The sequence below is a fragment of the Vibrio sp. OPT18 genome (assembly GCF_015163615.1).
GTDB lineage: Bacteria > Pseudomonadota > Gammaproteobacteria > Enterobacterales > Vibrionaceae > Vibrio > Vibrio coralliirubri.
Genome location: NZ_JADDYK010000060.1, coordinates 47,092 through 62,228, shown reverse-complemented (window position 1 = coordinate 62,228; position 15,137 = coordinate 47,092). Strand labels below are relative to the sequence as shown.

The 15,137-nt window shown below is 45.8% G+C and carries 14 protein-coding genes; 11 read left to right on the top strand and 3 right to left on the bottom strand.

What is annotated here, in order from left to right:
• Positions 1-64 precede the first annotated feature (64 nt).
• The 10 genes from fabZ to IQQ51_RS15275 all read left to right on the top strand — a co-directional run bounded on the left by fabZ (position 65) and on the right by IQQ51_RS15275 (position 11,099).
• Complete coding sequence (gene fabZ, locus IQQ51_RS15320; RefSeq protein ID WP_009847408.1) at positions 65-517, top strand: 3-hydroxyacyl-ACP dehydratase FabZ; 453 nt, start codon at positions 65-67, stop codon at positions 515-517.
• A gap of 1 nt (position 518) precedes the next feature.
• A complete protein-coding gene (gene lpxA / locus IQQ51_RS15315; protein WP_048606664.1) occupies positions 519-1,307 on the top strand; it encodes an acyl-ACP--UDP-N-acetylglucosamine O-acyltransferase in 789 nt (262 codons plus the stop codon).
• Positions 1,308-1,436: 129 nt separating this feature from the next.
• On the top strand, positions 1,437-2,633 hold the full coding sequence (gene lpxB, locus IQQ51_RS15310; protein WP_193841527.1) for a lipid-A-disaccharide synthase: 1,197 nt from the start codon (positions 1,437-1,439) through the stop codon (positions 2,631-2,633).
• 33 nt (positions 2,634-2,666) lie between these two features.
• Positions 2,667-3,287: a ribonuclease HII gene (gene rnhB / locus IQQ51_RS15305; protein ID WP_017063371.1), complete on the top strand. Its 621-nt coding sequence runs from the start codon at positions 2,667-2,669 to the stop codon at positions 3,285-3,287.
• Positions 3,288-3,400: 113 nt separating this feature from the next.
• Entirely contained in the window at positions 3,401-6,880 is a 3,480-nt protein-coding gene (gene dnaE / locus IQQ51_RS15300) for a DNA polymerase III subunit alpha (protein WP_193841526.1), read from the top strand.
• A gap of 45 nt (positions 6,881-6,925) precedes the next feature.
• Complete coding sequence (accA, locus tag IQQ51_RS15295; RefSeq protein WP_017060731.1) at positions 6,926-7,885, top strand: acetyl-CoA carboxylase carboxyl transferase subunit alpha; 960 nt, start codon at positions 6,926-6,928, stop codon at positions 7,883-7,885.
• A gap of 124 nt (positions 7,886-8,009) precedes the next feature.
• Entirely contained in the window at positions 8,010-9,356 is a 1,347-nt protein-coding gene (tilS, locus tag IQQ51_RS15290; RefSeq protein ID WP_193841525.1) for a tRNA lysidine(34) synthetase TilS, read from the top strand.
• A gap of 46 nt (positions 9,357-9,402) precedes the next feature.
• A complete protein-coding gene (locus IQQ51_RS15285; RefSeq protein WP_170791809.1) occupies positions 9,403-9,726 on the top strand; it encodes a c-type cytochrome in 324 nt (107 codons plus the stop codon).
• Positions 9,727-9,856: 130 nt separating this feature from the next.
• Positions 9,857-10,195 (top strand): nitrogen regulatory protein P-II, encoded by a 339-nt coding sequence (glnB, locus tag IQQ51_RS15280; protein WP_017063373.1) that lies wholly within the window; start codon positions 9,857-9,859, stop codon positions 10,193-10,195.
• 61 nt (positions 10,196-10,256) lie between these two features.
• Entirely contained in the window at positions 10,257-11,099 is an 843-nt protein-coding gene (locus tag IQQ51_RS15275; protein WP_193841524.1) for an endonuclease/exonuclease/phosphatase family protein, read from the top strand.
• Positions 11,100-11,205: 106 nt separating this feature from the next.
• On the opposite strand, the gene IQQ51_RS15270 is transcribed toward IQQ51_RS15275, so the two are convergent.
• From IQQ51_RS15270 to gloB, 3 genes are all read right to left on the bottom strand, one after another.
• Entirely contained in the window at positions 11,206-11,892 is a 687-nt protein-coding gene (locus IQQ51_RS15270) for a YIP1 family protein (protein WP_050633984.1), read from the bottom strand.
• Positions 11,889-13,463: a LysM peptidoglycan-binding domain-containing protein gene (locus tag IQQ51_RS15265; protein WP_048606648.1), complete on the bottom strand. Its 1,575-nt coding sequence runs from the start codon at positions 13,461-13,463 to the stop codon at positions 11,889-11,891. The genes IQQ51_RS15270 and IQQ51_RS15265 overlap by 4 nt, the downstream gene beginning before the upstream one ends.
• Positions 13,464-13,533: 70 nt before the next feature.
• The gene (gene gloB / locus IQQ51_RS15260) at positions 13,534-14,292 is read right to left on the bottom strand and encodes a hydroxyacylglutathione hydrolase (protein ID WP_193841523.1); all 759 of its coding nucleotides are present in this window, start codon (positions 14,290-14,292) and stop codon (positions 13,534-13,536) included.
• Between the two features lie 53 nt (positions 14,293-14,345).
• Between gloB and IQQ51_RS15255 the strand changes: the two genes are divergently transcribed.
• A complete protein-coding gene (locus tag IQQ51_RS15255) occupies positions 14,346-15,128 on the top strand; it encodes a class I SAM-dependent methyltransferase (protein WP_017060724.1) in 783 nt (260 codons plus the stop codon).
• The last annotated feature ends 9 nt before the right edge of the window (positions 15,129-15,137 follow it).

The following is a 15,137-nucleotide window of genomic DNA, read 5'->3' as shown; positions in this document are numbered from 1 at the left end:
ACAGCGAGTCTTTTTCGTTTATAATCCTTCTAATTAAATAAAGAATATACATAGGAATACGACTTTGACTACTGAACAGACAACGATGAACATTACTGAAATTCAGGAACTATTACCTCATCGCTACCCATTCTTAATGGTTGATCGTGTGACTAGCTTTGAAAAAGAAAAAACACTGACCGCAATTAAGAATGTCTCTGTTAACGAACCTCAGTTCACAGGCCACTTCCCTCAGCTTCCTGTATTCCCAGGCGTGTTGATCTTAGAAGCAATGGCACAAGCAACAGGCCTTCTAGCATTCAAATCTTTCGGTGCGCCTTCTGGCAACGAGTTGTACTACTTTGCTAGCGTAGATAAAGCTAAATTCCGTAAGCCAGTAGTACCAGGTGACCAACTGGTTATCGAAGTTGAATTCTTAAAAGAGCGTCGTGGCATCGCATCGTTTAATGGTGTTGCTAAAGTTGACGGCGTAGTTGTATGTTCAGCTGAACTTAAATGTGCTCGTAGAGAGTTTTAATATGATTCATGAAACAGCGAAAATTCACCCGGCAGCAGTAATCGAAGGTGATGTAACTATCGGTGCTAACGTGACGGTTGGGCCTTTCACTTACATTGCTGGTAACGTGACAATCGGCGACGACACTGAAGTGATGTCGCACGTTGTGATCAAAGGTCACACAACCATTGGCAAAGAAAACCGCATCTTCCCACACGCTGTTATTGGTGAAGAAAACCAAGACAAGAAATACGGCGGCGAAGAGACGACAGTTGTGATCGGTGATCGCAACGTAATTCGTGAAGCGGTTCAAATCCATCGTGGTACGGTTCAAGACAAAGCAACCACAGTGATTGGTGATGACAACTTACTTTGTGTTAATGCTCACGTAGCGCACGATGTTATTGTTGGTAACCACACTCACATTGGTAACAACGCTATTCTTGGCGGTCACGTAACGGTTGGCGACTACGCTGGTGTTATGGCACTTTCTGCGATTCACCCGTTCTGTTCGATTGGTGCTTACGCTTACATTGGTGGCTGTTCTGCAGTTGTTCAAGATGTACTGCCGTACGTGCTTGCACAGGGTAACCACGCGGCTCCATTCGGTCTTAACCTAGTAGGCTTGAAGCGTAACGGATTTGAGAAACCTGAAATTCGTGCACTACAGAAAGCGTACAAAGAGTTATACCGTTCAGGTAAAACACTTGAAGAAGCGAAAGCAGCTTTAGTTGAAATGGCAAAAGAGTTTACTTCGGTAGCGCCTATGCTTGAAATGCTAGAGAACTCTGAGCGCGGTATTATTCGTTAATACTCGATGTGGTTATGTACCAATCAATGTGAGTATGACAATAATTACTTCATCAGAATGGTATAACAAAAAGATCGCTACTCGTTAGGCGGTCTTTTTTGTTTTAGGCAACAAGGGAATTGAAAAACTATGGCACAGCAAGAAGCAACAACCAATAGCTCGGACTTCGTTTCGAATGAACCATTGCGCGTAGGCATTGTTGTCGGCGAACTGTCTGGCGATACGCTTGGTGAAGGCTTTATCAAAGCGATCAAATCACAATACCCGAATGCTGAGTTCGTTGGCATTGGCGGGCCGAAAATGAAAGCCCTAGGTTGTGAGTCTCTTTTCGAGATGGAAGAGCTGGCCGTTATGGGCTTAGTTGAAGTGCTTGGCCGTTTACCTCGCTTGTTAAAAGTAAAAGCGGAGCTGGTTAAGTATTTCACTCAAAGTCCACCCGATGTTTTTGTCGGTATCGACGCACCCGATTTCAACCTAAGGCTTGAGTTAGACCTTAAGAACGCTGGCATCAAAACGGTGCATTACGTGAGCCCTTCAGTGTGGGCTTGGCGTCCAAAGCGTATCTTTAAAATCGACAAAGCAACCGACTTAGTATTGGCTTTCTTGCCGTTCGAAAAAGCGTTCTACGATAAATATAACGTTGCCTGTGAGTTTGTTGGTCACACGTTGGCAGACGCGATTCCTTTAGAGCCTAGTAAACAAGATGCTCGAGAGCTGTTAGGTCTTGATCAAGACAAGCAGTGGTTAGCCGTATTACCGGGTAGTCGTGGTGGTGAGATGGGTTTGATTGCTCAGCCATTTATCGAAACTTGCCAACGTATCAAACAGAAGTATCCGGATATCAATTTTGTTGTTGCGCTCGTTAACGAGCAACGTAAAAAGCAGTTTACTGATATCTGGCAATCGACCGCACCTGAGCTTGAATTCACGTTAGTCGAAGATACGGCAACCAACGTGATTACCGCCGCTGATTCTGTGCTCTTGGCTTCAGGTACCGTGGCTCTTGAATGTATGTTGCTTAAACGCCCTATGGTGGTTGGTTACAAAGTAAATAAGCTGACGGGTTACATTGTTAAGAAGTTGGCGATCACTGAGTTTGTGTCACTGCCGAACATTTTGGCCGGTGAAGAGATCGTGAAAGAGCATATTCTTGAAGAGTGCCACCCAGACTTTTTGTTCCCGTCTGTCGATAAGATGCTATCAACCGATAATAGTGCCTTGATCGAACGCTTTACCGAGATGCATCACTGGATCCGTAAAGACGCAGACAAACAAGCCGCTAACGCAGTATTGAAATTGATTGACCGACCTTTTGTTGAAGCATAAAGCGCTTACCTACAGAACATTAAGAGATTAGTTATGGCAGTAAAAGAGAAAAAAGAGCTTCCTCCATTTGAATATCCGCAAGGCTACCAGCTGTTTGCTGGCGTAGATGAAGTAGGACGCGGCCCTTTGGTTGGCGACGTGGTGACTGCTGCGGTTATCCTCGATCCAAACAACCCAATCGAAGGCTTGAACGACTCAAAGAAATTATCTGAGAAAAAGCGTCTTGCGCTGCTTCCAGAAATCAAAGAGAAAGCTTTAGCGTGGTCTGTTGGTCGTTGTTCTCCACAAGAAATTGATGAGTTGAATATTTTGCAAGCGACGATGGTAGCTATGCAGCGAGCTATCGCAGGTTTGAGCGTTCAACCTGATATGGCGTTGATAGATGGAAACCGAGTCCCAGAACTGCCGATGGATGGTCTTGCGATTGTGAAGGGTGACTTGCGAGTGGCTGAAATCAGTGCGGCGTCTATTATCGCTAAAGTCGTTCGTGACCAAGAGATGGAAGATCTTGATAAACTTCATCCAGAGTTTGGTTTTGCTAAGCATAAAGGTTACCCGACCAAAGCGCATTTCGAGGCGATTGAAAAACATGGTGTAACCGAGCATTACCGCAAGAGCTTTAAGCCAGTAAAACGCATACTTGGCATAGACTAGAGCTTTACGTTAACTAGAGCTTGGCATCGAATAAAGTTGCTAACTTGTATTAGAAAAAAATAGAATACACACAGTTGTAATCCTAGGCTCAAACCTAGAACTCAGGAAAAATAATGTCAGATCCAAAATTTGTTCACCTACGCGTACACAGTGACTTTTCCATGGTGGATGGCCTATCCAAGGTGCCACCATTAGTTAAAAAAGTCGCTGAAATGGGTATGCCTGCTCTAGCATTGACCGACTTTACCAACCTGTGTGGTTTGGTGAAGTTTTACGGTACTGCCCATGGGTGTGGGGTTAAACCTATTATTGGTGCTGACTTCTTGATGCAGTCTCCGGAGTTCGGTGATGAGTTGACCAAGCTCACCGTTATCGCAACGGACAATAAAGGTTATAACAACCTAACGTTACTTATCTCGAAAGCTTACCTTCGTGGTCATGTTCAACATCAGCCTGTTATTGATAAAGAGTGGCTAATTGAGAATGCAGCAGGCCTGATCATTCTATCGGGCGCCAAAGAAGGTGAGATTGGTAAGGCGTTACTGAAAGGTAACCGTGACTTAGTTGCAAGCAGCGTTGAGTTTTACAAAACGTACTTTGCCGACCGTTTTTACTTGGAGCTGATTCGTACCGGACGACCAGATGAAGAGTCATACTTACACTTTGCGTTAGAGCTTGCTGAACAGGAAGACCTGCCTGTTGTCGCAACCAACGAAGTGGTTTTTCTAACTGAAGACCTGTTTGATGCTCACGAAATCCGTGTGGCGATCCATGATGGTTTCACGATGGTCGATCCTCGTCGTCCTAAGAACTACAGCGCGCAGCAATATCTACGTAGTGAAGAAGAGATGTGTGAGCTGTTCTCAGACATTCCAGAAGCGCTAGAGAACAGTGTTGAGATTGCCAAGCGTTGTAACGTGACCGTTCGTTTGGGTGAATACTTCCTGCCTAACTTCCCTACGGAAGGTTTAGCGATTGAAGACTTCTTGATCAAGAAATCTGAAGAAGGTCTTGAACGACGTTTGGCATTCCTGTTCCCTGACGAAAAAGTTCGCGCTGAGCGCAGACCTGAATACGACGAGCGACTCAAGATCGAGCTCGAAGTTGTCAATAACATGGGGTTCCCAGGTTACTTCTTGATCGTAATGGAGTTCATCCAGTGGTCAAAAGACAACGATGTACCGGTAGGTCCAGGGCGTGGTTCTGGTGCCGGTTCTTTGGTGGCTTACGCGCTTGATATCACCGATCTTGATCCACTTGAATACGATCTACTTTTCGAACGTTTCTTGAACCCAGAACGTGTATCCATGCCCGATTTCGATATCGACTTCTGTATGGATAAGCGTGACCAAGTTATTGACCACGTGGCTGAGATGTACGGTCGTGATGCCGTTTCTCAGATCATCACCTTTGGTACCATGGCGGCAAAAGCGGTAATCCGCGACGTAGGCCGTGTACTGGGTCACCCGTTTGGTTTTGTCGATCGAATTTCAAAGCTTGTACCGCCAGATCCGGGTATGACGCTAGAGAAAGCATTCCTTGCTGAACCTGCATTGCCAGAGCTTTACGATGGCGATGAAGAAGTTCGTGAGCTGATTGATAAGTGTCGCATCCTTGAAGGTTGTACGCGAAATGCGGGTAAGCACGCGGGTGGTGTTGTTATCTCACCCACCACGATCACCGATTTTGCGCCAATCTATGCCGATGCAGAAGGTAACTTCCCAGTAACGCAATTCGATAAGAATGACGTTGAAACCGCTGGTTTGGTTAAGTTCGACTTCTTGGGTCTGCGTACCCTGACCATCATCGACTGGGCGTTGGGCCTCGTAAATCCTCGCCTGAAGAAAGAAGGTAAAGAGCCGGTTCGTATCGAGTCGATTCCTCTTGATGACCAAGCGTCATTTAACCTATTACAAAATTCTGAAACCACCGCGGTATTCCAGCTGGAATCGCGTGGTATGAAAGACCTGATCAAACGTCTACAACCGGACTGTTTTGAAGATATTATCGCATTGGTAGCCCTGTTCCGTCCGGGTCCTCTGCAATCAGGCATGGTAGATAACTTTATCGACCGTAAGCACGGCCGAGAAGCGGTTTCATACCCTGATGAAACGTGGCAGCACGAGTCGCTTAAAGAGACACTAGAACCTACCTACGGCATCATCCTATATCAAGAACAGGTAATGCAAATCGCACAGATCCTTGCTGGCTATACGCTTGGCGGAGCGGATATGTTGCGTCGTGCGATGGGTAAGAAAAAGCCAGAAGAGATGGCAAAGCAGCGTGGTACCTTTAAAGAGGGTGCTGAAGCCAATGGTGTTGATGGCGAACTGGCCATGAAGATCTTTGACTTGGTAGAGAAATTTGCGGGCTACGGCTTTAACAAATCTCACTCGGCCGCATACGCACTGGTTTCTTATCAAACGCTATGGCTGAAAACGCACTACCCAGCGGAATTTATGGCTGCGGTAATGACGGCGGATATGGATAATACCGAGAAGGTTATCGGCCTTGTTGATGAATGTTTCCGTATGAAGCTCAAGCTTTTGCCACCAGATATCAACTCGGGTCTCTATCGCTTTAACGTCGATGAAGATGGCGCGATTGTTTATGGCATCGGTGCGATCAAAGGGGTCGGTGAAGGCCCTATTGAAGCGATCATTGAAGCGCGAGATAAAGGCGGTTACTTTAAAGACTTATTCGACTTCTGTGCACGCCTTGATCTGAAGAAGGTCAACAAACGTGTTATCGAAAAGTTGATTCTATCTGGAGCCTTAGATAGATTAGGTCCTCACCGAGCGGCGATGATGGCATCTTTGAAAGATGCGGTGAAGGCGGCGAGCCAACACCACCATGCCGAGTCTTTTGGTCAATCTGATATGTTTGGTGTGTTGACCGATGCTCCGGAAGAGGTTGAACACAAGTATACCCAAGTGCCTAAATGGCCTGAGAAGGTTTGGCTTGAGGGTGAACGTGAAACGCTTGGCTTGTATTTAACGGGTCACCCGGTTAACGCTTACATCAAAGAGTTAGCGAAATACACCAGCTGTCGTTTGAAAGATGCGACGCCAACGCGTCGTGACCAATCACTAACAATTGCCGGTTTGGTGATTGCTGCGAGAGTAATGACCACGAAGCGCGGTACGCGAATCGGTTTGATGACACTTGATGACCGATCGGGCCGAATGGAAGTGATGTTGTTCTCGGATGCGCTCGATCGCTACGCAGAATTGCTCGAAAAAGACAAAATTGTGGTCGTTTCCGGACAGGTCAGCTTTGATGATTTCAATGGCGGGCTTAAAATGTCCGCGCGCGAGGTCATGGACTTAGGAAGCGCCCGTGAGAAATATGCTCGTGGGGTGTCGATATCTATCGACCAATCCCAAATTAACGGTCAATTTTTTGAACGCTTTAGTCAAATCTTAGAACCTTATAGAGCCGGAACGGTCCCAGTCAATGTATACTACCAGCGTGCCGACGCTAGAGCGCGGTTAACATTGGGCACAGAATGGCGTGTGACGCCAAGTGATACATTACTAGACGAATTAAAACAGCTGCTTGGAAATAGCCAAGTAGAACTCGAATTTAACTAAAATTTAGCTTCGCGAATGCGGAGCTGAATCAACAAGGATTCATAGATGAGCCTGAACTTTCTAGAATTTGAAAAGCCTATCGCTGAACTTGAAGCAAAAATCGAAGCGCTACGTGACGTTTCGCGTCACGGTGGTGACACAGCGGTAGATCTAGACAAAGAAATCGAACAACTAGAGAAAAAAAGCTTAGAGCTTAAACAGAAAATCTTTAGTGACTTAGGTGCATGGCAGGTAGCTCAACTTGCTCGTCACCCTCAACGTCCTTACACCAAAGATTACCTGGAGCATGCATTCACAGAGTTTGAAGAGATGGCGGGCGATCGCGCTTACGCTGACGACAAAGCTATTGTGGGTGGTATGGCTCGTCTAAATGGCCGTCCTGTTATGGTTATTGGTCACCAGAAAGGTCGTGAGACTAAAGAGAAAGTGATCCGTAACTTTGGTATGCCAAAGCCAGAAGGTTACCGTAAGGCGCTACGTCTAATGGAAACTGCTGAGCGTTTCAACATGCCTATCATCACTTTCATCGACACAGCGGGCGCATACCCAGGTGTTGGTGCTGAAGAGCGTGGTCAATCTGAAGCTATCGCTAAAAACCTAAAAGTGATGGCAGGCCTTTCAGTTCCTGTTATCTGTAACGTTGTGGGTGAAGGCGGTTCTGGTGGTGCACTAGCGATTGGTGTTGGTGACTACGTGAACATGCTTCAGTACTCTACGTACTCAGTAATCTCTCCAGAAGGTTGTGCTTCAATCCTATGGCGCGATTCAGATAAAGCACCACAAGCTGCTGAAGCGATGGGCCTGATTGCTCCTCGTCTTAAAGAGCTTGAGCTTATCGACGAAATCATTCCTGAACCTTTAGGTGGCGCGCACCGCGACCCTGCACAAACGGCTCAGAACATGAAAGACATGTTGGTTAAACAGCTAGAAGAGCTAGAGCAGTTTGATAACGAAACGCTGCTTGAGCGCCGTTACCAGCGTCTAATGAGCTACGGCTACTGCTGATAACTTGCCTTAGCGATAAGGCTAGCTATACGAACAAATGATGAAAGGGTTGGACTCAGTGCCAACCCTTTTTTATTATTAAAACATTATCCCTTCACACACGATCTCTTGGTTTATTAGCCTCATGACACACTTAATTGATACCTTCACATCTGTACTTGATCAAAGCGCGCTTAAGCCTTGTCGGTTGATCGTCGCTTTCAGTGGTGGTGTCGATTCACGAGTTTTGTTGGAGTTGGCTGCGCAATACGCTAAGTCCCATCACATTGAGTGCTGCGCGGTACATGTTCATCATGGCTTAAGCAAGAATGCTGATTACTGGGCAGAGCAGTGCCAAACATGGTGTGATGCTTTGTCGGTATCCTTGTTCATTGAACGAGTCTCGCTAGATATTAGCAGTGGAGAAAGCGTTGAAAAGCTGGCTCGAGACGCGCGATACCAAGCCTTTAAAAAGCATATTAGACAAGGTGATGTGTTAGTGACAGGTCAACACATCGATGACCAAGTCGAGACTTTCTTGTTAGCGTTGAAGCGTGGCAGTGGTCCGAAAGGGCTCTCTTCAATGGCGAAAATGATGCCGTTTGCTAATGCTCATATTGTTCGCCCACTGCTGTCGGTGACGAGAACGGATATTGAAGGGGCGGCGCGCGATATGGCTTTAACTTGGGTAGAAGATGAGAGTAATCAAGACGTTCGCTTTGACCGTAATTTTATTCGTCATCAAGTCACTCCGGCACTGACCGAGCGTTGGCCTAGTTTCCAAGAGTCGGTCAGTCGCAGCGCTCAGCTATGTGCAGAGCAAGAGTTACTGTTGGATGAGTTGTTAGAATCTCACTTACAGCAAGCTTTAGGTGGCAATCAAAGTCAAAGTATAAGTATAAGTATAGAAGCACTATCTCAGCACTCTGATTTACTGCGTGCACGTATATTAAGAATGTGGCTGAGCTGCTGTAATCAACCGATGCCGAGCCAAAAGCAGCTCAAACTTATATGGGATGAGGTGGCATGCGCTCAGGCTGACGCCAACCCTAAGCTGGTGTTGAGTGATGTTGAGGTTAGACGTTTTAATCATCAGATCTATGTTGTCAAAGAGACCAAAGACTTATCGAACTGGCAAAGCGATATCTCGATGGAAGAGAGCTTAGTTCTGCCTGATGGTTTAGGGGAACTACACTTAACTTCAGCGGCGAGTGATGGTGTATCTAACCACCGTGATGCGCAACGTTTTAGTCTCAATACAACGAGTGGAACACTGCGAGTGATCTTTAACCCTGAGGGATTGTCAGCACACCCTGTTGGGCGCGGTCATAGCAGGAAGCTGAAGAAGTTGTTTCAAGAGTACCAAGTACCCAGTTGGTTAAGACGTAGAACGCCGATATTAATGGATGGCGATCGAGTGATCGCTGTTTTAGGCTTATTCGTAGATAAAAACTACGAAGGTCAAGATTGTGAAGCGCTTTGGAGCAAGTAGAAAAAGTTTGTGTCACAATTCACCGTCACTTTAATAAAAATAATTAATGGAATATGCAATGAAGAAAATTACACTAGGATTAGTTCTTGGATTTGGACTATTGAGTGGTAACGCACTGGCGGCTGATGTTGCTGCGGGTCAAGCTAAAGCAGCAATCTGTGCGGCATGTCATGGTGCAGACGGTATCGCAGTGATCCCTGGCTATCCAAACCTCAAAGGTCAAAACGAGCAATACATCGCTTCATCAATTAAGGCCTATAAGAACGGCCAGCGCACCGGCGGTTTGGCCGCTGTAATGCAGGCTCAAGCTTCAATGCTGAGTGATGAAGACATCGCGAATCTAGCCGCTTACTACGCAAGCCTTAAGTAAAACCTTCTCAAAGCGCTGATTAAACAAGATGATAAATTTCGAGCCAGAGCTTTAAAGCTCTGGCTTTTTTCATTGAATGTTTACTATAGCTAACCGATAATGAGCCATTCGCACAGTTTAAGGGATGAACATGAAAAAGATTGAAGCCATTATCAAGCCATTCAAACTTGATGATGTACGTGAAGCACTTGCAGAAGTGGGTATTACGGGTATGACAGTATCTGAAGTTAAAGGCTTTGGACGTCAAAAAGGTCATACTGAGCTATACCGCGGCGCAGAGTACATGGTCGACTTTTTACCTAAAGTGAAACTAGAAATCGTTGTGACCGACGAAGTGGCTGACCAATGTGTTGATACCATCATCGAGACGGCTCAAACAGGTAAAATTGGTGACGGTAAGATCTTCATTACTGAAGTTGAACGTGTGGTACGTATTCGTACTGGCGAAGAAGACGAAGACGCCGTATAAAAAAACTATTACCCTAAAAGGAGCGTTTATCGCTCCTTTTTCATTTCTGGTAGGGTGCTGTATGTTTAAGAAAACCATCATTGTTATCACGCTATTGATAACGCTTGCTGTCGTTAGTTTTCATTTTATCTTTGTGATCCCGAATAAACCCAACCTGATCACTTCCTCTCAAAGTACCAGTAACGACATCTACAGTTGCTACCAAAACTCTGCACCGAAAGCGATTGATGTGTCTGATGGCTTAGACATTACGGTGTGGAATATCTATAAGCAAAACCGAAATAATTGGCAGAGTGAGTTAAATAAGCTATCGGCAGGTAGCGATTTAGTCTTGCTGCAAGAAGCGAGTATGACAGAAGGGCTTCGCCAATGGGTAACGAGCGGCCAGTGGGGAAGCACACGTGTTAATGCGTTTGAGGCCTTTGAGCAAAGTGCAGGGGTACTCAACCTAGCAACTCATTTGCCGATTGAAGCTTGTGCTTATACTCATGAAGAACCTTGGCTTCAATTGCCTAAATCCGCGCTTTGGTCGCGTTACCAACTAAGCAATGGCGAAGAGTTGGCTGTGATTAATATCCACGCTGTGAACTTTACCTTTGGTACGGAAGATTATGAAGCTCAGCTCAAGAGCTTAACTGACAATCTGCAAAGGTATCGTGGGCCTGTTATTTTTGCTGGGGATTTTAATAGCTGGAGTGAAGCTCGCTTTGCTGTATTGAAAGATGCGTTGGAGAAGGTTGGTTTGACGGAAGTTGCCTTTGAGCCAGATAACAGAACTCAGTTCATTACAGGGTTGGTGCTCGACCACGTATTCTATCGAGGGCTAGAGGTAGAAAAAGCAAAAGCGCCTATTACGGACGCTTCTGATCATAACCCTATGCGAGTGACCTTTAAGGCTAAATAGTCATTAGCTATTAGTCATTGGAGCTTAACCATTCGCACGGTGGTTACCTTGGGAAATCTAACGGAACAATAGGCTAGAGAGTTTTCGCTAGCCTTATCTCTTCAACTTAAAAGATTAAAATGTAGAGCGCCCAGATTAGGTAGTATCCAACCCATGGTAAGCCTGAAATCACAAGCGCTTGCCCGCGTTCAAACTCAGTCCACGTCAATACCGCGGCATAACCTAGCACGATGTACCATGGCAGAAGCAGTGGTAATGAGCTAGCAAACTGTGACCAATCATTAGTTAGCGGTAACTTGATCAAGCCATTTAAGCTGTTCAAGTCTGCAGCGTAGTTCATCACATGTCCATGCTTGAGTATCAGGCTTGCGTAGCTTGCTACATCACCTAAAACAGCTGGGAATATAACAACCGATGCCGCTGCAAACCATCGCCAAAAGCTGTGTCGGTGTTGGCTTGGCTTGGTTGCTAGGTTAAACCAGAATGCCAATAGAACAATGGTTAATGTTCGGCCAAATACGTCGCTGATGATCTCACTCGCGAGTAAGGTATTGCTGTCAAGTAACGCCAATTGGTCAGGGTTCGTTTGAGCCAGTTGCTGCGAGAGCTCTGCACTTAACCATGCAAAATCTACATTCGAAAAATAAGCACCCCAAAACAAAAATGGGCTGAGCATTAATACGACGTACGGTTGCCATCCCCAAGCACTTCGTTGATAAAGCGCTAAGAAACAAGCTGTTGGTGAACGGAATATATCCAACAGCATGACGAGTGGGTTACTTGACGGGTTCATACACTTACCTTAGTTACATCAACATACAGCTTGAGTTTTTGTCCTGGCTGTAAGTATTTCTTGTTCTGCAAAGTATTCCATTTTACAACATCTGCACTTTTTACTTTGAACTTTGATGCAATACCGCTGACTGTGTCACCTGATCTTACGTTATAAAAGATCGTACGGATGATGGCGCCGTCTGAGCCATTCTTCCAAATGACCAGTTCTTGACCAACTCTAAGCGTGTCGCGTGGTCCCATGCCATTCCACTTAGCCAGTGATTGGTGAGAGACCTTATTTGCGCGTGCAATCGTCCATAGGCTGTCACCACTTCTTACAGTATGGCTGAGCTTATATTGACCACGACTCTTCGACTGTGTGCTTGCTAGGCGATTTGAGGCGCTTAGGGCGTATGTCTTGTCGTCTTTGGTGGATGTTGGGATAAGTAAGTGCTGGCCGATACGAATATTGTTGTTGCTCAAACCGTTCGCAGAGCGGATCACTTTGCTGGTGGTGTTATATTTGCTTGCCAGTACGCTAATGCTGTCACCAGATTGAACCTTGTAACGCACCAACTTCATGCCTTTGCCTTTATTGGCAGCGACTTCTTTGTTGAATTTCTCAACTGAGTCTAAAGGAAGTAATAGTTGTTGGTGTTTCTCTGGCGCTGTCGCCCACTGGTTGTAAGCCGGGTTGTAACCTTGCAGTTCTTTGACAGGAATGCCTGCGTAGTTCGCAGCAATGGCTAAATCAAGCTGTTCTTCAGGGTTAACCAGAGTCAGCACTGGCTTGTTCGGGATCGCAGGGATATCGATGCCATACTTTTCTTGGTTGGCAATGACATCAGCTAGAGCAAGCAGTTTTGGTACATAGCTGCTGGTCTCTTTTGGTAAGTCCAAAGAGAAAAAGTCGATTGGTTTGCCCAGCTTCTTGTTCTTGCGGATTGCACTGTTTACTCGACCACCGCCACTGTTATAGGCCGCAATCGCATGGTTCCAGTCGCCATCGAAACGTCGGTTAAGGTCTGATAAGAAATCCAATGCGGCGTCGGTAGAAGCGGCAACATCACGGCGGCCGTCATACCAAAAGTTCTGTTCAAGCCCGTAGTCTTTGCCTGTGCCTGAAATGAATTGCCATAGACCAGCAGCACTGCCATGAGAATAGGCAAACGCATCGAAAGAACTTTCTACAACTGGCAATAGGGCCAGTTCTAGTGGTAAGCCTTTTTCTTCAATCTTAGTTGTGATCAGATATAGGAAAGGTTCAGCACGCTTTGATACGGTTTTTAGATGACTCGGGTGCTTGAGGTACCAAGTTCGGTAGTAGTCGACCTTCTTTTGGTCTGGTACTTCCATTTCAAGTTGCATCGCAATGCGTTTCCAAACATCTTCTTGTGTTTGTGGAGTAACGACAGGTGCTTCAACTTTTTGATCTTCTTTGGCTGTTGCTTCTGATGAAACGTTCGCTTGAGAAACTTCTTTAGTAGGAGATGTGTTGGTTTGCTCGGAAGCTTGGTCTGGATTCTCTGACTGAGTTAATTGGCAACCAGAAAGTAGTAATACCAAAGCCCAGCTGTACTTAACTCGCATGTTACAGCCTTTTTAATTAACGGCCGATGATAATACTTGCCACCCCCTATGAGTGACAAGCCTGTATTTGTTAAAATTCGTTCTTCCACGCACGTAAAGCGGTGAATACCGATAAAGGATCGGTCTGCTCGGTGCGATTAGACACTGATTTCACTACACTTGGCTCGGTATAGCGCAGGAAGGGGTTCACAAACTTCTCTTGTCTCAAATTTGTGGGGATGGTCGACTTATTTTGAGCGCGAAGTCGGTTCACTTGGTCGCGATATTGCTGCAAATGTTGGTTATCAGGCTCTACGGCTAATGCGAAAGCGATATTGGCTGCAGTGTACTCATGTGCACAATAAACTTCGGTTTCTTGAGGCAGCGCCGTGATCTTATTCAGTGCATCGAACATCTGTTGTGGTGTGCCTTCCATGATTCGGCCACAGCCCGCAGAGAACAACACATCACCACAAAACAGTTTGGCATCACCCACATAACCAATATGACCCGCAGTATGGCCACTGAGCCCTAGGACGAGGAATACTTCGCCAAACAGTTCTAATTGATCACCATCATCGACCGGATGAGTTAAGGTAGGGATAGGTTCATTCCTTGGACCGACAACATCGACGCCGGGAAATTGTCTAACGAGTTCTGGAACACCACCAATGTGATCATGGTGGTGGTGAGTAATCAAGATTGCATCTAAAGTTAGCTCATGGTGTGCTAAGTACTCTAATACTGGAGTCGCATCACCAGGGTCGACGACAGCACAACGGCGATCGCTATTTTGAATCAGCCAGATGTAATTGTCGTTAAATGCAGGTATGCTTTTGATATGTAACATTATTGGTTCTCCAGTCACTTTTGGTGCGACAGAATAAGTGAGACAGATTATTGATGAAGCCAGCACGTAGCAGAAAGAAGTTTGAACGTCCTTACACTTGGGCGCAATTGCACAATGGGGACTGGTTGAGAGAATCTATTCAAACTCGACTCGATGAGTGGTGCCCAAAGCTATTTGGTTACCATATGCTCAAGCTCGGTGGCCTCAGTAGTGAGATTTCTAGCTGCACATGCAACATTCAACATCAAGTAAACCTAGATATCCAGAACCCATTACATAATGTGATAGCGGATGGCTATAATTTACCCTTTTTGGAGAAAAGCTTTGATGTTGTAGTACTGAGTCATCAGCTAGATTATAGCAATGACCCGCATCGATTATTGAGAGAAGTCGATCGAGTGATGATGGACGATGGCTATATCATTATCACTGGCTTCAACCCAATCAGTGTCACTGGGCTTGCCAGTTTGATGCCTTGGCGAAAGAACAGCTTACCCTGGAGTGGCCGCATGTACACGCCAAGTCGAATTAAAGACTGGTTAGGTGTACTTAACTATGAAGTAATTCATTGTGACACCTACGCGCTGTTTCCGATGAGTAAGTATCAAGCGATGTGGACGTGGTTGGAGAACAGCTTAGGTGGTTGTGCATCCTTCGCCGGAAGCCAATACTTTATTGTTGCTCGTAAGCGTACTTACCCGCTAAAACCCATCAAACCACATTGGCACCTTAAGCGACGTTTCTCGCCTGTTGGGGCAAGTTTTAGAACCAATACGCGCCGTACAATGGATTCAGCCAAAGCGTCATATCCGCTAAAAACAGAAAAAGCCGACTAGTTGTCGGCT